General features: G+C 49.4%; 22 protein-coding genes and 1 tRNA gene. 8 read left to right on the forward strand and 15 right to left on the reverse strand.

The window, feature by feature from the left end; genetic code table 11:
- Positions 1-117: 117 nt before the first annotated feature.
- From ACE6F3_RS02170 to ACE6F3_RS02205, 8 genes are all read right to left on the reverse strand, one after another.
- Positions 118-414 (reverse strand): hypothetical protein, encoded by a 297-nt coding sequence (locus ACE6F3_RS02170; RefSeq protein WP_041343289.1) that lies wholly within the window; start codon positions 412-414, stop codon positions 118-120.
- On the reverse strand, positions 414-806 hold the full coding sequence (locus tag ACE6F3_RS02175) for a hypothetical protein (RefSeq protein ID WP_324664875.1): 393 nt from the start codon (positions 804-806) through the stop codon (positions 414-416). The genes ACE6F3_RS02170 and ACE6F3_RS02175 overlap by 1 nt, the downstream gene beginning before the upstream one ends.
- A 227-nt stretch (positions 807-1,033) precedes the next feature.
- Positions 1,034-1,549 carry an NADH-quinone oxidoreductase subunit B family protein gene (locus tag ACE6F3_RS02180; RefSeq protein WP_278532619.1) on the reverse strand — a complete coding sequence of 172 codons (516 nt, stop codon included), beginning with the start codon at positions 1,547-1,549 and terminating at the stop codon, positions 1,034-1,036.
- A gap of 10 nt (positions 1,550-1,559) precedes the next feature.
- On the reverse strand, positions 1,560-3,140 hold the full coding sequence (locus tag ACE6F3_RS02185; protein WP_324664877.1) for an NADH-quinone oxidoreductase subunit C: 1,581 nt from the start codon (positions 3,138-3,140) through the stop codon (positions 1,560-1,562).
- A gap of 2 nt (positions 3,141-3,142) precedes the next feature.
- A complete protein-coding gene (locus tag ACE6F3_RS02190; protein ID WP_077975692.1) occupies positions 3,143-4,624 on the reverse strand; it encodes a proton-conducting transporter membrane subunit in 1,482 nt (493 codons plus the stop codon).
- Positions 4,624-5,304 carry a hypothetical protein gene (locus ACE6F3_RS02195; protein WP_058292864.1) on the reverse strand — a complete coding sequence of 227 codons (681 nt, stop codon included), beginning with the start codon at positions 5,302-5,304 and terminating at the stop codon, positions 4,624-4,626. The genes ACE6F3_RS02190 and ACE6F3_RS02195 overlap by 1 nt, the downstream gene beginning before the upstream one ends.
- Before the next feature lie 3 nt (positions 5,305-5,307).
- Positions 5,308-6,249 carry a respiratory chain complex I subunit 1 family protein gene (locus ACE6F3_RS02200; protein WP_010937247.1) on the reverse strand — a complete coding sequence of 314 codons (942 nt, stop codon included), beginning with the start codon at positions 6,247-6,249 and terminating at the stop codon, positions 5,308-5,310.
- On the reverse strand, positions 6,246-8,180 hold the full coding sequence (locus ACE6F3_RS02205; protein ID WP_324664881.1) for a proton-conducting transporter membrane subunit: 1,935 nt from the start codon (positions 8,178-8,180) through the stop codon (positions 6,246-6,248). The genes ACE6F3_RS02200 and ACE6F3_RS02205 overlap by 4 nt, the downstream gene beginning before the upstream one ends.
- Positions 8,181-8,462: 282 nt before the next feature.
- Here ACE6F3_RS02205 and ACE6F3_RS02210 point away from each other — a divergent pair, with 282 nt between their 5' ends.
- Together ACE6F3_RS02210 and ACE6F3_RS02215 are read left to right on the forward strand one after the other, a co-directional pair.
- On the forward strand, positions 8,463-8,894 hold the full coding sequence (locus tag ACE6F3_RS02210; RefSeq protein ID WP_010937249.1) for a methylglyoxal synthase: 432 nt from the start codon (positions 8,463-8,465) through the stop codon (positions 8,892-8,894).
- Between the two features lie 154 nt (positions 8,895-9,048).
- Positions 9,049-9,291, forward strand: coding sequence for a zinc ribbon domain-containing protein (locus ACE6F3_RS02215; RefSeq protein ID WP_041343304.1), 243 nt, complete (start codon positions 9,049-9,051; stop codon positions 9,289-9,291).
- 75 nt (positions 9,292-9,366) lie between these two features.
- On the opposite strand, the gene ACE6F3_RS02220 is transcribed toward ACE6F3_RS02215, so the two are convergent.
- Together ACE6F3_RS02220 and ACE6F3_RS02225 are read right to left on the reverse strand one after the other, a co-directional pair.
- Positions 9,367-10,734 carry a mechanosensitive ion channel family protein gene (locus ACE6F3_RS02220; protein WP_324664884.1) on the reverse strand — a complete coding sequence of 456 codons (1,368 nt, stop codon included), beginning with the start codon at positions 10,732-10,734 and terminating at the stop codon, positions 9,367-9,369.
- 60 nt (positions 10,735-10,794) lie between these two features.
- Positions 10,795-11,382, reverse strand: coding sequence for a TetR/AcrR family transcriptional regulator (locus ACE6F3_RS02225; RefSeq protein WP_301085878.1), 588 nt, complete (start codon positions 11,380-11,382; stop codon positions 10,795-10,797).
- A gap of 309 nt (positions 11,383-11,691) precedes the next feature.
- Here ACE6F3_RS02225 and ACE6F3_RS02230 point away from each other — a divergent pair, with 309 nt between their 5' ends.
- From ACE6F3_RS02230 to ACE6F3_RS02255, 6 genes are all read left to right on the forward strand, one after another.
- Positions 11,692-12,333: a peroxiredoxin gene (locus tag ACE6F3_RS02230; protein WP_324664886.1), complete on the forward strand. Its 642-nt coding sequence runs from the start codon at positions 11,692-11,694 to the stop codon at positions 12,331-12,333.
- A gap of 9 nt (positions 12,334-12,342) precedes the next feature.
- Entirely contained in the window at positions 12,343-12,564 is a 222-nt protein-coding gene (locus tag ACE6F3_RS02235; protein ID WP_041343310.1) for a hypothetical protein, read from the forward strand.
- Positions 12,565-12,696: 132 nt separating this feature from the next.
- A tRNA-Arg gene (locus ACE6F3_RS02240) sits at positions 12,697-12,773 on the forward strand.
- A gap of 275 nt (positions 12,774-13,048) precedes the next feature.
- A complete protein-coding gene (locus ACE6F3_RS02245) occupies positions 13,049-13,432 on the forward strand; it encodes a zf-TFIIB domain-containing protein (RefSeq protein ID WP_324664888.1) in 384 nt (127 codons plus the stop codon).
- Between the two features lie 50 nt (positions 13,433-13,482).
- Complete coding sequence (locus ACE6F3_RS02250) at positions 13,483-14,049, forward strand: LemA family protein (protein ID WP_010937258.1); 567 nt, start codon at positions 13,483-13,485, stop codon at positions 14,047-14,049.
- Between the two features lie 17 nt (positions 14,050-14,066).
- Positions 14,067-15,260, forward strand: coding sequence for a M48 family metallopeptidase (locus ACE6F3_RS02255; protein WP_096477031.1), 1,194 nt, complete (start codon positions 14,067-14,069; stop codon positions 15,258-15,260).
- A gap of 81 nt (positions 15,261-15,341) precedes the next feature.
- Here the strand turns inward: ACE6F3_RS02255 and cysE are convergent, their stop codons facing one another.
- From cysE to ACE6F3_RS02280, 5 genes are all read right to left on the reverse strand, one after another.
- The gene (gene cysE / locus ACE6F3_RS02260; protein ID WP_041343322.1) at positions 15,342-16,034 is read right to left on the reverse strand and encodes a serine O-acetyltransferase; all 693 of its coding nucleotides are present in this window, start codon (positions 16,032-16,034) and stop codon (positions 15,342-15,344) included.
- Positions 16,035-16,061: 27 nt separating this feature from the next.
- Positions 16,062-16,406 carry a divalent-cation tolerance protein CutA gene (cutA, locus tag ACE6F3_RS02265; RefSeq protein WP_324664891.1) on the reverse strand — a complete coding sequence of 115 codons (345 nt, stop codon included), beginning with the start codon at positions 16,404-16,406 and terminating at the stop codon, positions 16,062-16,064.
- 4 nt (positions 16,407-16,410) lie between these two features.
- Positions 16,411-17,319 carry a quinolinate synthase NadA gene (gene nadA, locus ACE6F3_RS02270; RefSeq protein WP_324664893.1) on the reverse strand — a complete coding sequence of 303 codons (909 nt, stop codon included), beginning with the start codon at positions 17,317-17,319 and terminating at the stop codon, positions 16,411-16,413.
- A gap of 124 nt (positions 17,320-17,443) precedes the next feature.
- A complete protein-coding gene (locus ACE6F3_RS02275; protein ID WP_058292871.1) occupies positions 17,444-18,109 on the reverse strand; it encodes a class I SAM-dependent methyltransferase in 666 nt (221 codons plus the stop codon).
- Positions 18,106-19,179, reverse strand: a complete 1,074-nt coding sequence (locus ACE6F3_RS02280) for an AIR synthase family protein (RefSeq protein ID WP_324664896.1) — start codon at positions 19,177-19,179, stop codon at positions 18,106-18,108. Before ACE6F3_RS02280 ends, ACE6F3_RS02275 begins: the two co-directional genes overlap by 4 nt.
- Between the last annotated feature and the right edge of the window lie 178 nt (positions 19,180-19,357).

Consider the following 19,357-nt stretch of genomic DNA (forward strand, 5'->3'; position numbering starts at 1 on the left):
TTAGCGCGCTTTAAAACTATTATATTGCCGGTCTCCGGGTAAAACCCATGCCATTTCTTAATAATAAGGGCGGCTTTTGGCCGCCCTCTAAAAGAGATTAAAGATAGGGGACAAATACTATTTAGTTAAAGCTTTTTTAATAACTCCTTTGGGGTCACTGGCAAGCAGCACAATTTCCCAAACCAGCAACCCGAATATAATTACGCTTATGCCCAAGAGGGTTGCATCCTGATTGATTTCCAGAAATTCACCTCCTTCCTGCAGATAGGCTATTACGTGGTCAACCAGCCACATTATGCTTGCACCCCAGAACATAAGGCTGAGAAAACCCAGTTTATATTTATCATTTGGAGATTTTATATACCAGACAGCGGTGGTGATAACAGCGGCAGCCAAAGTCATTATCAGCCACATTATGCACCTGCACCAATGTTATTTGCCCTGGCAGATGATTTAAACTTGGCATCTGCAATAAGTACCATAACTGCCCAGATGGCGGTGACCGTAATAGCCATGGCAGTCCCGATAGTAGCCATTTCATGCAGCATGGGGGCAATATCATCCGGGTTCTCCATAGCCGTTAAAAACGGCCACCAGGGCACAACCTCACCATGCCAGACATGCTCCAAAGCCAGCAGCGCCGTGCCGCCCCAGAGCATTTTGTTGAGCCAGCTCAGTTTCCTGCCCCAGCTTATGCCCAAAGTATTATCCGCCTTGATACCCTGCTGTTTTTCCTTTTTTTCTACCGTTTTCTGAACAACTGTGGTAACCACGGCTTCCCCTGCAACTACCAAAAAACATGCCATACCCTGCTGTCTCCTTTCATTTATGAGGTTTTGCCTGAATACTATTTGCAACTGGTTTATTATTGCATCTTGTTGCATTTAGTAATTGTTGCAATTATAAAACGTACGGCTATGCGGCGTCAAGACCAAATGGAAATAATTTTTTCAGAAAAGTGCCGCTTTCCTAAGGAACAAGCAGGGCAGGCAGCAAAAGGGTTAGACGGACGGCAAGGGGCAACAGGGAGGGGTTATTTCTTGCCCAGAGACCGCATAAGCCCCAGCAGGGCAGTGATTATCTGGATTGGTTCAGGCGGATTGCCGGGTATTTTCAGGTCTACCGGCAATATTTTATCAACCCCGCCCAGTACCCCGTAGCCGCCGCAGACAATGCTGCTGCCGCAGGCATCATCACCCAGGGCTATTACCAGCTTGGGGGAGGGCATGGCATCAAAGGTTTTCCTGACGGCAATAGCCATATTCTGGCTGACCGCACCGGTGACTATCAAGATATCTGCGTGGCGGGGTGAGGCAACGAAGCTGATGCCGAAACGCTCAATGTCATAATAGGGGTTGGAAAGGTTATTCAGTTCTATTTCGGCAGAGTTGTCACTGCCGCTGTCCAGCGCCCTGATAGCCAGACTCCGCCCGAAGACAGCATGTATCTCGGTTTTCAGGGCAAAGCCCAGTTTATCAAAGTCTGCATCACCCTTTGGCATCTGCCGGCATACTTTGGGTTTAAAAATATTATTTAAAACGTTTTTCACCTCAGATACCTCACAGGTCTGTCCCGGCATAAGACAGGTTCAGGCTTTTATTTATCAGGGGAAAGTCCGGAATAATATCCCCCAGCACCGCATGCTCTATGGCCTGCCAGTTGCAGTAAGAGGCGGTACGCACTTTATAGCGTTCAATTTTGCCATCCCTGAGCCACAGCCAGTGGAGGGACTGCCCGCGGGGAGACTCAACCAGCACCAGGCTGTAGCCGTTTTGCATCTTAAGCGGGACTATATATTCGCCGGCGGAAAGCCTGGAGGCGGTCTGAAGTATAAGTCCCAGTGAGTTTTGCACCTCGGAAACCCTTACCTTAAACCTGGCCATGACATCACCTTCGGGCAAAACAGGCGGCTCAAACGCAAGCTCAGAGTACAAGCCGTAAGGCTGGTTTAAACGGGTATCTGTATCCGCCCCCGAAGCTCTGGCTGCCACCCCGGTAATATTAAGGGGTACAAGCAGGCGGTTATTTATAATGCCGGTAGTTTCAAAACGGTCAACCACCGAGGTCTTGGCCAGTGCCTTTTCAACCTGCTGGTTAAACCTGCCCTCAAAGACACGCAGGTAATCTGCCAGTTCATTTACAATCCCGGCAGGTATATCCCGGAGCAAGCCGCCGGGGGTAATTATGCCTTTTAAAAAGCGGGAGCCGCTAAGGCGTTTGTTCCAGCGCATCAGTTCTTCACGCAGTGCCATAAGAGCAGCCGCCCCCACCGGATAGGCTACGTCTGTGAGCATACCGCTAAGGTCTGAAAGGTGCGAATAGAGCCTTTCCATTTCCAGCAGTATTAACCTAAGCTGTTCAGCCCGGCGGGGCGGACGCACAGAGCAAATATGCTCAACCCCCAAAGAGTAGGCATAAGTGTTGGCGGCGGATTCATCACCGCTTATAGATTCGGCTATTTTAAGCCCAAAATCTATATCCCTGCCCATGGCCAGTTTTTCAAGCCCGCGGTGTTTGTAAAAAAGCCTGATTTCCAAATTTAGAACAGGCTCGCCGATGGCACTGAAACGGAAATGCCCCGGCTCTATAATACCGGCATGCACCGGCCCTACCCCAACCTCATACACACCTTCGCCGCTGACCTTTTTAAATGGATACAGGGCTTCATCCTCCACCCCGGCAGGCAGACTAAGCGGCTGGTTTTTAAAACTTTTTACCAGCGGATGGAAATTGGCAGGGTAGGTTTCGTGAAGCCAAAGCCGGCGGCGGTCAAAGGCATTTTCAAACTCACAGCCGTAGCCGTCCCGTATTTCCCGCTCAAAGTAACAGGCAGAGGGGAAAATGGCGGCAATAGAGGCAACCGGGCTGTCTGTACGGCGGATAATTACCAGCGTCCCGGAGTAATTCCTTTTTTCAAATACGTATAAAAGGCTGAGCCCCTCGTAGCCCCTGAACCCCTCCAGGCCAAATAAGCCTATAAGCCCGAAGCCGTCTTCGGCCAACTTCGGGTAAAGGGCAGCCGCTTCGGCCCAGTCAAGCCCCAGATAATAATCTTTGTTTGCCCCTTTTTCCAGCCTGAGGGGATTGATAGCAGGGCTTAGGAATTCGGACAGATAAGTATATAAATCAGGTATTTTCATAGCTAAAAACCTAAACCTTTGACTATCTGGCTAAGGAAATCAGCCAGTACGGGAGGTTGGAAAACCCCCAAAATCACTACTCCAGCCATAATGATATAAACCGGCAGCTTCATGGACAGGGGGGTCCGGAAAACAGGGCGGTCGGCAGTTTGTTCACTGCGGGTAAAGGCTTTGAGCAGAAAAGTGGCAAAGGAAGAAGCTACCAGCAGCAGGCAGAAAAGCACTGCCAGCACCAGCCAGACTGAAATACCGCCCAGCTGGATAAGGATATTAAGTTCAGACAGGAAGACCGGAAACAGGGGCATACCGGTAATAGCCGCACTGCCGATTATAACCCCCCAGGCCGCCACCGGCTGGAGACGGAATATATCAAATATACGGTCAAAACGGTCACTGCCGTATTGGCGGCGGATAATGCCGGCTGAAAAAAACAGCCCGCTCTTGACCAGCGAATGAGCCAGGGTATGGAACAGCATCCAGAATACCGCCAGAGGCGTGCCTATGCCTATAGCCAGCAGCATAATACCCATATGCTCTATGCTGGAAAAACCAATAAGCTTTTTAAGATTTCGGCGGGAGAGCATACTGAAAGCGGCTACCCCTATGCTGAGTATACCTAAACCTATCAGCACATTGGAAAAGGTTTCGCCTATCTGGCTTTGGCGAAGCAGGGCGCTTAAGCGGAGAATACCCACTATGCCTATATTCAGCACGGTAGCAGACATCAGGGCGGTAACCACTGACGGGGCTTTGGCATAAGCCGCCGGCAGCCAGTTATGCAAAGGGACTAACCCGCTCTTAGCCAGCAACCCGGTCAGTATCAGCAAAGCACTTAAACCCAGCACCGATGGTGAAAGCAGGGGAGCTAAGCCAGCCAGTTCGTCCCAGTTCAAAGTGCCTGTACCGCTCACCTGACGGGTAAGGGAGAAAAGAATAATAAGCCCGATGAAGGCAAATATCATGGCGGTAGAGGCAATAAATATATACTTCAAAGCGGCCACCAGGTTATCACGGGCATTTAAGGTGGCAATGAGCAGGGCGGAAAAGAGGGTGCTCAGCTCTAAAAAGAGCCAGAATAAAGCCAGATTATTGGCAAAAAAGGCAAAGGTAATCACGGACAGAAGCAGGTTAAAACCCAGATAGAAAACGGGCAGGTTTTCCGTATCCAGCTCTTTATTTGAAATTAGATGGCTGACATAACCGCGGGAATAAAGTGCCGCCAGTATAAACACCGCTGAAGCAATCAGTACCTGAAAGATACCCAGCCGGTCAATGAATAAGTAACGGCTTTCCATGAAATAATGGGGCAGGGGTAAAGCTAAAAGTACCCATAGGCTCAGCCCCAGATGCCACAAGCCATGCCCCAGACTGAATCCGGCCAGCATTTTCGGGGACAAGCTGCCCCTGACTAAACGCAGTCCCAGCAACCCTCCGCCCAGAATGAGTGAAGGCAAAATATAAGCCAGCAGTATCAGGTTTTCCATTACTTTTTCTTGAACCATTCACCCAGCGGCGTAAAACGGGGGTGAAAATCCTCTATAGTTGAATCTATACCGAAAGCCAGCACCGTAAGAAGCAGCACCAGTATCACCAAGTCTATCAGGACCAGTATTTCCAGTATAAAGGGCAGTTCCGCTACAAATAAACCAAACAGTATGGCCCCGTTTTCCATGCTCAGGTAGCCTACTATCTTGGTCAGCATTTTCTTGCGGCTGAAGATGACCATCATGCCCATTAGTGCCATGGACACACCTATAACCGCCCCCAGAGTAAACAGCCGCTCAGGCATTACTTCACCCAGAAGGCTTGAAAACACCTGATAAACCCCGAAAACCAGCAGTATGCTGACTATCAGTGAGCTTACCGGATAAAGGAAGCGGAACTCCAGGTCACGCCGGATATTCATCTGGAAAAGTATCCGGTTCAGAATACGGGGTATCAGAAATACCTTGCCAAACAGAGTTAGCAGGGCAATAAAAAGCAGGGTCAGGTGTCCGTCATGTATAAAAAACGCCAGAGCTACCAATGCCACCAGCAGGGACTGCAGAGCATAAGTTTTAAACAAACTGGTAAGGCTGCGCTGCCACAAAACCAGGGCAGATGTAACCAGCACCAGCACCAGCAGTATTTTCAGTATGTCGTTTAAAGGTATATTTTCTAACATTCTCTAGGCCAAAAATTTAAATATTACGGTGATAAAGGAAAAGAAAAAGGCCAGCATAAAAAGCCCCGGTACCCGGAAAAGGCGGAACTTGGCCATGAGGGACTCAAATATGCCCACCCCCACCGCAAGCAGGCTGCCTTTTATCACAAAAGCCAGAAACGCTAAAGCTATGCCGCCAGCCGTACTTTCCGCCGCCAGTCCCCAGGGAGCGATTATATTTAGAAGCACCCCCATCAGCAGGGTTTGTTTAAGGGCATGAGAAAGCTCTATCAGTGCCAAATCCGGCCCGGAATATTCCAGCGTCATGGCTTCGTGTATCATAGTCAGTTCCAGATGGGTTTCGGGGTTATCCACCGGTATCCGCGAAGTCTCTACAATAAGGATTATAAAAAGTGAAATACCGGTCAGTATCAGGCTGGGATTGGACAAAAAACTGCTTTCCCGCACCTGAGCAAACATATCAAACAGGCTGGTTGTCTGAAGCACATACGCCAGCGCCCCGAATACGATAATAACCACCGGCTCTATAATGGCTGAAATGGTCATCTCGCGGGAACTGCCCATACCCCCGAAACTGCTGCCGGCATCCAGCCCGGAAAGTGCCATGAAAAAGCGGGACATAACCATCAGGTATAAAAACAAGATGATATTGCCCAGACCGGGGTCTGCCGCAGGTATAAAAACCAGCGGCACAGATAAAGAGGCCACCAGCATAAAAACCAGGCTCAGGTAAGGGGTCAGGCGGATTATAAAGGAGGTTTGATAGGAATAAACCCGTTCCTTCTTGAAAAGTTTGTACAGCTGGTAGTAGGTCTGTAAAAGGGGCGGCCCCACCCGCCCCTGAGCATAAGCCTTGACCTTTTTAATAAGGCTGATAAAGAGGGGAGATACCAGCAGTGCCAAGGCCGTGTTTATAAGACCGTATAACACCAGATTTAAGCTCACCACAGCCACCTTGCCGCCAGTATAACCAGCAGAACGGTTATAAAGCTGTACAGGATATGGCTGCCCAAATCAACGTCCTGCAGGCGGGATACGAAACGGGAAATACGCCCGAAGAAACCGGCAATTGGCAGGTAAATATACTCATCAAAAAACTTTAAGGTATGAATGGCGGACTTGCCCTGCTTGAAAATAGCCTGCTGGTTATCTTCGTAACTGCGTTCATTGTAGTGGCGGGTGCGGTATATCAGCCGGAATATCTGGAAAAGAGGTTCGGCAAAGCCGGTGGCGGTATACTCAAAGCGGGGGGTGGGGCGGATATATCCGCAAGCCCAGGTCTCACTCCGGCGGCTTTTCCGGGGTGAAAACAGCCTGACCATACCGAAGACCAAAACCCCGAATATAACCAGCACCAGGCCAACCAGTGACATATCCGGCAGGTCAAAACTGTAACCTGCCGCCTGGAATACCTGAACCGCAAAAAGACCCAGCACCAGACAGGCAACTGCCAGTATGGCCGGCCCGATAATCATGCTTTTTGAAACTTCCTTAGCCGAGGCTGCTTCCTGACTGCGGGGCATGGCCAGAAAGACCGCCCCGAAAGCCTTTACAAAACAGGCAGCCGCCAGAGCCGAAGTAAGTGCCAGTATGGCCAGCACACTGAACAGAAGTATCTTTATACTGCTTTCAGCCAGAGAAAATGACTGGAAGAAAGACTCAAAGAGCATCAGCTCACTCATAAAACCATTGAAAGGCGGCAGGGCGGATATGGAAACCGCCCCCACCAGAAAGATAACCGAAGTGTAGGGCATCAGCTTCACCAGCCCGCCCATTTTTTCAATATTACGGTCACCCACTGCCATAACCACCGACCCGGCAGTCATAAACAGCAGGCTTTTAAAGATGGCATGGTTCAGGCTGTGGAATAAAGCTGAACCGAGTGCCAGCAGGGCTAAAGTATCCTGCCCGTACAGACCGAAAATAACATACAGCCCGATACCCATCAGGATAATGCCGATATTTTCAATACTGTGGAAAGCCAGCAAAGTTTTAAGGTCGTGCTCTTTCAGGGCGTATATTACCCCCAGCAAGGCGCTGACCGCTCCCAAAAGGAGTATGACCACCCCCCACCATATTTCCGGACTGAGCACATCCATAAGGAAGCGTACCATACCGTAAATAGCCACCTTGAGCATTACCCCGGACATCAGGGCTGAAATATTGGAGGGGCTGGCTGAGTGGGCATAAGGCAGCCACTTGTGAAGGGGTATGATACCGGCCTTTATCCCAAAGGCCAGAAATGCCAGTACAAAAACAAGGCTTTGGATACCGGACGGCGCACCGTCAAGGCTGAGCTCAAAACTGCCGTTTTGGATATACATAACCACAGCCATCAGCATCAGGAAAACAGTGCTAAGCTGGGTAAGCACAAAATAATAGACGCCGGCCCGCTGGGTAAATACCGCCTGATAATCATTCATCATCAGGAAAAAGGAGCTAAGCGCCATTATCTCCCAGAAGAATAACAGGCTGAAAGTATTGGCTGAGGCCACCACCCCGGCCATGGAAAATATGAAAATGCCCATAAAAGCCGAAAGCAGGTTGGCACGTTCGTTGGAAGACAGGTGATTATTGTAACCCAGCGAATAAATTGCCACGCAGAGTGAAACCAGGCTGATTATCAGGATAAAAAATGAGGCCAGACGGTCAATATAGAAAGCTATATCCAGCCCGGGTGCAATACTCCAGAGGGAAATATCCAGCGGGTTACCGAAAAATACCCGCAAAGACCCGCAAATCAGGCATACCGCTGCCGCTATAATCAGCCACAGCACCGCCTGCCAGACTTTTTTGCCGCCGTGATTGAAGACTATGCCCGCCAGAGCGGCAAAAAGCAGCAAAATACCCCCGCCGAGCCAAAAACCCGCTGTCATTTTAAGATACAAATCCTCATAAAAAGATAAAGAGCCCCTGTAGGCCCCTCTATTCTATAACTCTGTAAACAGTAGGTTTATATTCTAGGTATTGCCCTAGCTAAAGTCAAAACCTGCCCAAAGCTGGCCGTCTGCCAGCTATTTTACATAATAGAATAATGTCAAAATACCCTGCCACAGGGATTTAACACAACCTTAATATCCGCTTAGCAAAAGCTTAATAATGGGGTGTTACAATGTGATTTACGGAAAGTGAGAGGCACCCCTCTGGAGTGACACGCCATGGAAGAACCTAAGATTACTCTGGGTCTTATTGCCCACAATAACTGCAAAAAGGACATGGTACACCTGATTCAAGCTTATGCCCACCTGATGAAGGGGCATCACCTTATTGCTACTAAGAGCACCGGCGAACTTATCCGGAAACACACCGGGCTGCCGGTTATACTCAAGGAAAGCGGCCCTGACGGCGGGGAACTGCAGCTGGGAGGGTTTGTGGCCAGCGGCATAATCAAAGCCGTAATCTTCCTGCGTGACCCGCTGAAACGCAAAAGCCATGAACCGGATGTTACCGCCCTGATGCGGGTATGCGATGCCCATAATATCCCGCTGGCTACCAACCGGGCTACGGCTGCCTGTGTCCTTCATACAGTACTTTTCCACCCCGACAAACTGGAGGACATGCCGCCTAAAGAAAGCGACGACGACCCTTAAACCTTGCTCCTTCCGGCTATCAGCCACCGGCCATACTTCTACAAACCATGTCTATACTTCTGCTTTAACTAAGCACCCGCATTCAGAAACACTTTACAAGCCGGTATTCTTTTTCTAAAATATTCTGTATAAATGCTTCAGGAGAAATATAGGCATGGCAATATATGAATTCAGCTGCGCCAAATGCAGCCATGTGTTTGATGTTAACCTGAAGGTAGATGACCGGGATACCCCCCAGGTTTGCCCGGAATGCAAAGCTACCGGATGCAAACGCAGCTTCGGCAGTTCGGTCACTTCCCATGTTTCAAGCGGTGCCAAAACAAACAGGAGCGGCACTAAAAACAGAACACCCGAAAAAAAGGTAATCCACCTGAGCAATCTAAACAAGTCCGGCTGATTTCCCCGGATAAAAACCAAATCAGACAGCCTTCATAGCAGCTGTCTGATTTTTATTCAGCGTAATAGAATGAACCTACTCTGAGTCAGACTCCGCTTCCGGATGTTCTCCATCCGGCACTTTGGGAATTTGCACCTTTGTATCCGGCAGAGCATTGCCAAAGAATACTTTGGTATGCGGCCAGGGTATTTCAATATTTTCGCGGTCAAAAGCTATCTTTATCCGCTTGCGAAGCTCGCCTTTGATAGCCCACTGGGTACCCGGCTTGACGTCCCCCAGCACTTTTATATCCACCCCGGAATCACCCAGTTTATTTACCCTGAGCACCCCAAGTGAATTTTTGACTACAGATTTATTCCATTCGGGTTCACTGGTAAATTCGGCGCATACTCTGTTTATGACGTCTATAGCGTGATTTATATCTTCCTGATAGCCGATGCTGATATCAAAATTAACCCTCGAAAGGTACTTGGTGTAGTTACTGGTTATCCGTATTTCGCCGTTGGAAACCACGTGCACCACCCCGTCCAGGTCACGCACAATGGTCCGGCGGAGGTCTATAAATTCAACCTCTCCCACCACATCCATAACCTTTATTACATCTCCCACCGAATACTGGTTTTCCAGTATGATAAACAAACCTGAAAGATAGTCTTTGACCAGACTCTGGGCACCAAAGCCGATAGCCACCCCCAGAACGCCGACCCCGGCCAGGATAGGCCCGATATCCAGCCCCACTTCAGACAGGGCTACAAAAGCCCCCATAGCCACCACTACTACCTCAGCAGTGGAAACGGCCACCCCGATAAGGGTATCCGCCCGCTTTCTGGCCTCTTCTTTGGGTTTGGCAACCCCGCCGAACATTATGCCGCGGATAAGAGCCGGCACCCCCCGGCTGACGGCATAAACCCCGGCAATCACCAAACCGATAATAAGCAGCAGTTTGACTCCGTGCGTACCCAGCCAGACAGTCAGCCCGTCGGCTGATACCCCGTATACGTTTATACCTGCCACAACCAGCGCCAGCAGCGCCAGAAAGGGCACTACGAAACGGAGGCTGTCTATTATATAATCATTTACCTTTGAATTGGCCTTGCCGGGTATTTCCGTTTTCAGCCAGCTAAGCAGCCCCTCTATAAGCCCGGCCCCTATCCAAAGAGTGAAGGCTACCATGAGTAACTCAAGAGCCTGGGAAATCTGCTTGCCCAGCTCTACTTCAATAGTCAGATTTTCAGTAATAACATACAGCGCCAGACACCAGATGATGAGCAAAACCGGGAGGCGGATGGCTTTAAGAACATTCCTGAGCAGGCTTACTTTGTTTTCCTCATCTTTGCGTATAAATTTGGAAAACAGCCTGTTTACCAACAAAAACAGCACCAAGGCCACAGCTGCTACAATAGCCAGCATAACCAGACTTTCAAGTGTAAATTCTATCAGCATAAGGTTTTCTTTCTATCCCGAATTTCCCAACCGGTAGCCAGATTATACTCCAAAAACCGGCTAACCGCGCAAACCATGAATAGCCACCGAAATAACCTCCGGCATAAGATGGGGTTTATTCAGCATTCTTTCAGCAATATTAGGTATGGCATAAACACCCCGCCTGACTATCTGATAGTAAAAGAAAAAGACCTGCAGGCTGAGGTCCTGCCGTATGTAACCGCCGGCTTTCCCTTCAGCCAGCAGCTTGCCGATAAGGTTGTCCCGCTGCTCTCCCCAGTAATCATCAATATACTCCTGCACTACCGGATAACGCTTAGCGGAGGTCTCCATAAGCTCACCCTGATACTGCTGGGTAAAGGCCTCCTGGCTGAAAAACAAGGTCTCCAGCTTTTCCTCAAACGGCATTTTGGCCTCTATTATCTTACGGTAGCTATCCAGCAGGTTGTCCAGAAAGACTTTGAATATCTCTTTGATAAGCTCTTCTTTATTTCCGAAGTGGTTATAGACAGTCACCGGTGAAACGCCTGCCTGCCGGGCAATTTCAGGTATGCAAACACGGCTGAAACCATGCTGCTCAAATAATTCCAGGGCCACTTTTAAAATAGCTTCTTTACTTTGGGTCTTGCGTTTTTCAAATCCGTCCATTATTTCACCGATTTTTTTATTACTTTTACTAATAGTATACAAAATATAAGATTAAACACAAGGCATCAAATATTAAATTTAATAAAATTTATATAAAAAGCTAAATCGCCCCAATATCCTGCCTGAAATGCAGAAAGGGCTGGGGTAAAGCAGGGTTAGCAAAGGCAAATAACCGGATAAAAGTGATAGATACCCCCTGTCAGGCCGGTGCTGCCGGTGATAAAATATAAAGAGGGCCTTTTATAACACCACTCAGCCCTCTATATAACCCGCCGGGAATATGCCGGTAAACTAAAACAGGAGGATAAAATGGAAGAAGTAACTCAACCCATGCCCCGTATAGGGGATATCGCACCCCAGTTTGAAGCTTTGACTACTCACGGCGTTTTGAAACTGGAAGATTTTAAAGGCCAGTGGCTTATTATCTTCTCCCACCCCGCAGACTTTACCCCAGTTTGCACCACTGAATTCATTGCCTTTTCCGAGATTTATCCCGAACTGCAAAAGCGGGGGGTTGAGCTGCTGGGCCTGAGCGTAGACAGCAACTCGTCCCATATTGCCTGGGTAAGAAATGTTGAAGAAAAAACCGGAATAAAAATACCCTTCCCCATTATTGCTGATCTTAACAAAGAGGTCTCTTTGGCTTATGGCATGATTCACCCCGGACAGAGCAAAACCGAGACTGTCAGGTGCGTATTTATAATTGACCCTGACCAGAAAATACGCCTTATCATGTATTACCCCATGAACGTAGGGCGGAATATGAAGGAGATTTTGCGGGTGATTGACGCCCTTCAGACCGCTGACGAAAACATGGTAGCCCTGCCGGCTAACTGGCATCCGGGTGACAAAGTAGTAGTGCCTCCGCCGTCTACCCAGGAAATGGCCGAGGAAAGAATGGGGCAGGGGTATGAATGTATAGACTGGTATTTGTGCAAGAAAAATCTTTAGGAGAATAAAATGCCCTGTTTTGAATCTGACGGAAGCCTGAGCACCAGCGGCAGACAAACTTTAAAAGCCATAAAGGAGCATCCCGGCACACCTGAAGAGATAGCCCCGTTTGCAGGTCTGCCTTTGTATCGGGTAAGAAGCGGGGTACGCTCCCTGACAAATGCAGGGTTAGCTGAGGAAAAAGCGGGCAAATATCAGCTGACACCCAAAGGCAGTAAACTGCTGGACTGAAAAATCAGGCGGAATGAGATATGCCCGTTCCTCAGACAGAACGGGCATATTTTTATTGGAATGGATTAAGGCCTGTCCGGAAGGCAATTGCCCGTTCCGGCGATTTTCAGCTATAATAAGGGCTTGTTGCAGGCCCCTGTAGCTCAGCAGGATAGAGCAGCGGTTTCCTAAACCGCGTGTCGGGCGTTCGAATCGCCCCAGGGGTACCACTTTCTGAAGCTAAAAAGCCCCTTCTGACGGTGTTTTTCCGCAAGGGGCTTTTCTTTTTGCATGTCTCTTTGCTAATCTTTTTTCCCAGACACCCCTATTTATTGCCAGCAGACATTTTTGACCTGATAAGCAACCTCGGCATAGGGGAATAGCTGTTATCCTGCCGCCGTGCTGTATAAACAGCGTTTTACTGCCGGTCTGCCCAGTATCCGCCCATTGACAAGCACCTATGCCTATCCATACACTAATAGATACGTTATATAAGGAGAAGTCTATGATTTGCCCGGCTTGCTCTAAAGATATGCTGGTAGTAGAGTACCGTGAGATAGAGCTGGACTATTGTCCGGCCTGCCGCGGGGTTTGGTTTGATGCCGGGGAACTGGGTCTGCTGCTGGATGCGGTAAAACTGAAAAGCACCGCCCCAGAGGCAGAAGAAATAACCGATAGCCGCGAGGCTAAACGCCATTGCCCCATCTGCCGCCGTAAGATGAAAAAAACTGCCCTCTTAAAAGACCCCCTGCTGATTACAGATGACTGTCCGGGGGGACATGGCATGTTTTTTGACGGGGGAGAAGTAGACCAGCTTATTACCCGTTTAGGCAAAGATACCAACCAACCGGCAGTGGATTTCCTCAAAGAGGTTTTCAAAGCCCGGTAACGCGTTCATTTTGAATATATTTAGTATATAAAGAACACAAGGAGGGAAATATGTGGATTGCACTTATAGTTATTCTGGCACTGATACTGATACTGGGGCTGTGGTTTGCCGGTGCTTACAACGGGCTGGTAGGCCTGCGTAATCAGGTTAAAAACGCCTGGGCCCAGATAGATGTCCAGCTGAAAAGACGCTATGACCTGATACCTAACCTTATTGAAACAGTCAAAGGCTACATGACCCATGAACGGCAGACCCTTGAGTCTGTGACCAATGCCCGGAATCTGGCCCAGCAGTTATCCACTTCTACCAGTGTGGAAGCCAGAGCCAAAGCTGAAGGCGAGCTGTCTTCCGCCCTTTCACGCCTGTTGGCAGTAGTTGAAAACTACCCCAATTTAAAGGCTAACCAGAACTTTCTGGCTTTGCAGGAAGAACTCACCTCTACTGAAAACAAGATAAGCTTTGCCCGCCAGTTTTATAATGATTCGGTTATGAAATACAACAACCAAACCCAGATGTTCCCCTCAAATATTGTGGCCGGTATAGCTAATTTCAAGGCCAGCGAATTTTTTGAGCTTAAAGTAGAAGAGGAACGCCAGGCTCCCAAGGTAAAGTTTTAAACAGGATTTAAACCGATATGTGGGAACAGATACAATCCAATAGAACTCGTTCCATTATGCTGGTTATAGGCATGGGGCTTATTCTGGTAGCCCTGGGCTACGCTTTGGGCATGGCCTTTACCGATAACGGGCTGGTGGGACTGGTAATTGCCCTTGTCCTGTGGGGAATTATGAATCTGGTAGCCCTGACCCAGGGTGACAGTATTCTTCTGGGCATGGCTAATGCCAAGGAAATAAAACCGGCTGACCATCCGCGCCTTTACAACGTGGTAGAGGAAATGAAGATTGCCTCAGGGCTGGATACCATGCCCAAGGTTTATATTATTGACGACCCCGCCTTAAACGCCTTTGCCACCGGACGGGACAAAAACCATATTTCAGTTGCCATTACTTCCGGACTGCTGCAGAAGCTGAATCGTGATGAGCTGCAGGGTGTAATAGGGCATGAAATGGCCCATATCAAAAACCGGGATGTCTCACTAATGGTGTGGTGCAGTATCCTTTTGGGGACTATAGTTATTTTAGCCCAGTACGGCTCACGGATGTTCATTTTCGGCGGAGGGTCACGCCGTTCTTCCTCAAACGAAGGGGGCGGCGGCGGGGCTCAGGCTATCTTGATGGTGGCGGCACTGCTGCTTATTATACTGGCACCCTTGTTTGCCCAGCTGATATATTTTGCCATCTCACGCAAACGCGAATATCTGGCAGATGCGTCATCTGCCCAGTATACCCGTTACCCGGAGGGGCTGGCTTCCGCCCTTGAAAAGCTGGGAGCTTCTACTGCACAGCTGCGCTCAGCCAACCAGGCTACCGCCCCCATGTATATAATTAACCCCTTCAGAGCCAAGGGCAAAGCCGCCGCTGACCTGACTTCCACCCATCCCCCCATAAGCGAGCGGATACGGATTCTGCGGTCTATGAATGGGGCTTCCTACCACAACTATGACGAGGCCTTTAAACAGGTAAAAGGCGGGCATGTTATACCGCCTACCGCCATCAAGCTTGACCACGCCGAGACTATACGGGAGGCTTCGGACGAAGGGCCTTTGGCTACTGAAATCGGCCGCGCCCGCGAAACCTCAAACGCCCTCTGGAATATGAATAAATACCAGACGGTAGATTGTGACTGCGGGGTCAGGCTGCGTGTCCCACCCGGCTTAAAGGGACAGGAAATACAGTGCCCGCACTGCGGCAAAACCCACCAGACCTGATAAATAAGCTGTTAGACCGAAATATTAAAGGGGCGTGAAACCGCCCCTTTTTGTTGTATCCGCAAAATCCATTTTAAAAAGTCAGAGGTTAAACTCTTTCATAATTTCACGTATCTGCCCGCGAAGCTCATCCTGAGGTACTTTCAGCCCGCTGTTTTTTTCAAGCTGGGCAAGCCTGTCCATCAGCTTTTGCTGTTCGGCCAGAACCACCTTTAAGGCATCCGCTACCGGGTCAGGCAGCTTACCGTGTTCCAAATCAATAACCATCTGGCGGGATTCTTCTACTACCCGCCCCGGAATACCCACTACAGTTGCCCCGGCCGGGACGTCTTTGGTCACTACCGAACCCGCCCCTATTTTTGCCCCTTCGCCCACTGTAATGCCGCCCAGCACTACCGCACCTGTGCCGATAACCACATTGCTGCCGATAGTAGGGTGACGCTTGCCCTTGGACAAACTGGTGCCGCCTAAGACCACCCCCTGATACATAAGCACGTCATCACCAATTTCAGAGGTTTCACCAATGACTACACCCATTCCATGGTCAATGAAGAAACGCTGGCCTATTTTTGCCCCCGGATGAATCTCAATGCCGGTGCAGAACCGCCCGCCGTGGGAAAGCCAACGCGCCCAGAAATGTAGTTTGTGCCGCCAAAGCCAGTTTGCCACCCGGTGAAACCAGAGGGCATGCAAACCCGGATAACAAAAAAGAACCTCTGCCACACTTCGGGCAGCCGGGTCTTTACTGAAAACGTTTCTAATATCTTTTATCATTTAAGCACCCATTATAGCACCCATTGGCTATTCCGGAATATCCGGCGGGGCGGAAAGTTCTTTATCCAGCCAGTCCAGATATTCCGGGCTGCCCCCGGCTACCGGCAGTGCCAATATTTCGGGGTTTTCGTAACTGTGAACTTCCTTTACTACCTCTATAAGCGAATCCAGCAGGGACTGGCGGGTTTTAACAATAAGCAGGCTTTCGGCTGATTCCTCTATCTTCCCCTGCCACCAGTACTGCGAGTTTACCCGCGGAACAATGCTGACGCAGGCCGCTTTGCGCTGGCTAAGCAGCGCCTTTGAGATAAGGGCGGCTTCCTCCGCGTCTTTGGCGGTTATGAAGACTACCAGAAATGAATTTGCCTTCACCCTTTTAAGTCACCTTCAGCATTCGTTCTACCGCACCCACTGCCTTACGCCGGATTTCCTCCGGCACACTTACTACTGTCTGCATATTTTCCAAACTGGCAAGCAGCTTGGGCAGGGTGGTCATTTTCATATTGGCACACACAGCCTGTTCGGATACCGGTATAAAGAGCTTGTTTGGGTTTTCCTTTCGCAGGCGGTAGAGCATACCTATTTCAGTGCCTACAATAAGCTCTTTGACATCTGCCCGGGCAGCATAAGCTACCATTTGCCCGGTAGATAAAACCCCGTCTGCCAAGGCGGTTACCTCAGGCCGGCTTTCGGGGTGGACTACCACTTTGGCTTTGGGGTAGTGCTTTTTTAAGTTTAAAATATCTTCGGGCTTTATACGGGCATGGCAGGGGCAATAACCCGGCCAGCTTACTATTTTTTTCGCGGTATGCGCCTGAACAAACGCCCCCAGATACTGGTCAGGAACGAATAAAACCGTATCTGATTTCAGGCTTTCCACCACTTTTACGGCGTTAGCAGAGGTGCAGCAGATATCAGACTCAGCCTTGACCTCCGCAGTAGAGTTAACATAACAAACCACCGGCAAACCGGGGTAACGGGCTTTAAACTCCCTGAGTTCCGCCCCGCTTATCATATCCGCCATGGGGCAGCCGGCCTTTGGTTCTGGTGCAAGGACTGTCTTTTCGGGGCTGAGTATAGCCGCTGTTTCAGCCATAAAGTGAACCCCACAGAAAACTATCACTTCGGCATCAACATTGGCCGCCTTGCGGGCCAGCTCCAGCGAGTCACCCACAAAATCCGCCGCCTCCTGAATTTCTCCCAGCTGGTAGTTGTGGGCCAGTATAACGGCCTTACGTTCTTTTTTGAGTTCCGCTATTTTGTGCGAAATAAGCTCTGTGTACATATATATGCCCCTTACGGCCTAATTTTACCACCCGAAGGATATAAAAACCTATACTATATGACAAACCCGGCTAAACTCTGTGGTTTGCAGCCGGGCTGGTTTATTTGCTGGGAAAGCGCCAATGTTAGAGCGGTTTGCGCGCCTGAATTATCTGGAACATGCCTAAAAGACGCTGGCGGCGGTTAAGAATTTCAAACCCGCCATCCTTTAGTTCACCGCTTAAGACCCCCGGCTGCATCATCTGATAAGCCGGCAGACCCTCAAACACCCGGATAAATACCCTGATACCCAAACCCCCGATACCCTGAGGCAGGTTATAGTCCAGCACGTTGAAAACGCCCCCCGGCTTGAGCACTTTATAAATCTGTTTAATGGCTTCATGGCGGATAGGGGTGGGCATTTCATGCAGGCCATAGGATACAAAAGCCTTGTCAAAAGTACCCTCCGAAAAGGGCAGGTTGTCACCCGAAGCCTGCTGGAAAACAGCCGGCAGGCCTGTTACTTTTTCTTTAGCTCTGGCCATCATATCAGGAGAAAGGTCAACCCCTGTTACCTGACCGTCTTTTAATTTTCCGGCTACCAGACGGGTAGTTGCCCCTGTGCCGCAGCACATATCTATGATATTGTCCCCAGGCTGAATATTGGCTTCATCTACGAATTTGCGGCGAAAGCGCTCTTCCCCGCCGAAAGGCGTGAAAAGCAAACGGGTTAGAAAGTCATAAACCTTGGAATAACGTTTCCAGTAATCTGTCTTGTAATAGGAGGGCGGAGTAACGTTGTCCTGCATCATTTTTTGCCTTCCAGTTCATCATACTTTTCCAGGGCATTATAAAAGGCCTTCCAGAAAGGGTCAACCTGAGGGTGAACCAGCGGTTTTTCCTGCCCGTTTTCCACCAGCTTCATACCGCTTCCAGCCGGGGTTATTTCACCGGCAACCGAAGCTTTGATACCCTTAGCCGCCAGGGCTGAAAGGATTGCCTCCGCCTTATGGGCACGGCAGGTAAGCAGCAGAGTGCCTTCACTTATGGAAGCAAAAGGGTCTATCCCGAACAGGGCGCAGATTTCCTTTACCCCGTCTTCAATCACAATCTGGTCTTTTTCTATGGTGACACCCATACCGGCAGCTTCGGCTATTTCATACAGTCCGCCCCAGATGCCGCATTCGGTTGCATCATGCATAACAGTTACCCCGTTATCCCGCACCCCCACAGACACAGCCGCCAGAGCGTCTTCCACCACACTCATTTTATAAAAAATATCCTGGGCTTTCCGGCTGAAATCAGCCCCGAATTTTCTGGCCAGAAAACCGGGGAACATGGCGGCAAAAATACCGCAGGCTTCAATAGCCGGTCCTTTGGTAATAATTATTTTATCGCCCGGCTTTACGAATTCCGGGCCGACATACTGATTCAGTTCACCCTCACCAATTACGGTTGCCCCGCCAACAAACGGGTAGCCGCAGTTTTCATATCTGGCGGTGTGTCCGGTTACTATGGAAACGCCGTTACTGGCGCACTGGTCATGAATAACCTGCCAGACCAGACTCAGCTGGTCTTTGGTAATACCCATGGGTAAGTTAAGGTCTATGGTCAGATATTTGGGTTTTAAACCGGAGGTAACCGAATCTGAGAGGAGGATATTGATAGCAAACCAGGCAGCCCTCTCCCAGCCATATTCAGGTACTATAAAAACCGGGTCGGTAGTCAGGGAAACGGCCTTACCCCCCAGATTTACCACGGCGGCATCAACCCCGCTTCTAGGTCCTATGAGCACATCCGGTGAGGCTGCCCCCAGTCTGGGATAAATCAGTTCCCTGAAAATATCCGGTGATATTTTACCTATTTCAGGCATTTCGGTCATATCAGCTACTCCTTTTGATACTGGACTACCGGTAAAACAGTGATCTGCAGATTATACCTGAAATATCTCCCGAGACCAATTCTGCTCTGAAGGCAGGGGAATATGGGACTCCCAAAAACCAGATTTCCGGCAGGTTATTTTAAATATCCTTACCGGAAACCGGATAACTATCTTGATG

Source organism: Dehalococcoides sp. THU4 (genome assembly GCF_043231265.1).
Classification (GTDB): domain Bacteria; phylum Chloroflexota; class Dehalococcoidia; order Dehalococcoidales; family Dehalococcoidaceae; genus Dehalococcoides; species Dehalococcoides mccartyi.

Excerpts from the sequence above, each read along its gene's own strand:
- ACE6F3_RS02230 (WP_324664886.1), top strand. The coding sequence starts at position 11,692 with ATGGAAGAAGTAACTCAACCCATGCCCCGTATAGGGGATATCGCACCC.
- ACE6F3_RS02190 (WP_077975692.1), bottom strand. The coding sequence starts at position 4,624 with ATGGAAAACCTGATACTGCTGGCTTATATTTTGCCTTCACTCATTCTG.
- ACE6F3_RS02275 (WP_058292871.1), bottom strand. The coding sequence starts at position 18,109 with ATGATGCAGGACAACGTTACTCCGCCCTCCTATTACAAGACAGATTAC.
- ACE6F3_RS02250 (WP_010937258.1), top strand. The coding sequence starts at position 13,483 with ATGTGGATTGCACTTATAGTTATTCTGGCACTGATACTGATACTGGGG.
- ACE6F3_RS02280 (WP_324664896.1), bottom strand. The coding sequence starts at position 19,179 with ATGACCGAAATGCCTGAAATAGGTAAAATATCACCGGATATTTTCAGG.
- ACE6F3_RS02175 (WP_324664875.1), bottom strand. The coding sequence starts at position 806 with ATGGCATGTTTTTTGGTAGTTGCAGGGGAAGCCGTGGTTACCACAGTT.
- ACE6F3_RS02210 (WP_010937249.1), top strand. The coding sequence starts at position 8,463 with ATGGAAGAACCTAAGATTACTCTGGGTCTTATTGCCCACAATAACTGC.
- ACE6F3_RS02205 (WP_324664881.1), bottom strand. The coding sequence starts at position 8,180 with ATGACAGCGGGTTTTTGGCTCGGCGGGGGTATTTTGCTGCTTTTTGCC.
- ACE6F3_RS02170 (WP_041343289.1), bottom strand. The coding sequence starts at position 414 with ATGTGGCTGATAATGACTTTGGCTGCCGCTGTTATCACCACCGCTGTC.
- ACE6F3_RS02220 (WP_324664884.1), bottom strand. The coding sequence starts at position 10,734 with ATGCTGATAGAATTTACACTTGAAAGTCTGGTTATGCTGGCTATTGTA.
- ACE6F3_RS02225 (WP_301085878.1), bottom strand. The coding sequence starts at position 11,382 with ATGGACGGATTTGAAAAACGCAAGACCCAAAGTAAAGAAGCTATTTTA.
- ACE6F3_RS02185 (WP_324664877.1), bottom strand. The coding sequence starts at position 3,140 with ATGAAAATACCTGATTTATATACTTATCTGTCCGAATTCCTAAGCCCT.
- ACE6F3_RS02245 (WP_324664888.1), top strand. The coding sequence starts at position 13,049 with ATGATTTGCCCGGCTTGCTCTAAAGATATGCTGGTAGTAGAGTACCGT.
- ACE6F3_RS02255 (WP_096477031.1), top strand. The coding sequence starts at position 14,067 with ATGTGGGAACAGATACAATCCAATAGAACTCGTTCCATTATGCTGGTT.
- ACE6F3_RS02195 (WP_058292864.1), bottom strand. The coding sequence starts at position 5,304 with ATGTTAGAAAATATACCTTTAAACGACATACTGAAAATACTGCTGGTG.
- ACE6F3_RS02215 (WP_041343304.1), top strand. The coding sequence starts at position 9,049 with ATGGCAATATATGAATTCAGCTGCGCCAAATGCAGCCATGTGTTTGAT.
- cysE (WP_041343322.1), bottom strand. The coding sequence starts at position 16,034 with ATGATAAAAGATATTAGAAACGTTTTCAGTAAAGACCCGGCTGCCCGA.
- ACE6F3_RS02235 (WP_041343310.1), top strand. The coding sequence starts at position 12,343 with ATGCCCTGTTTTGAATCTGACGGAAGCCTGAGCACCAGCGGCAGACAA.
- nadA (WP_324664893.1), bottom strand. The coding sequence starts at position 17,319 with ATGTACACAGAGCTTATTTCGCACAAAATAGCGGAACTCAAAAAAGAA.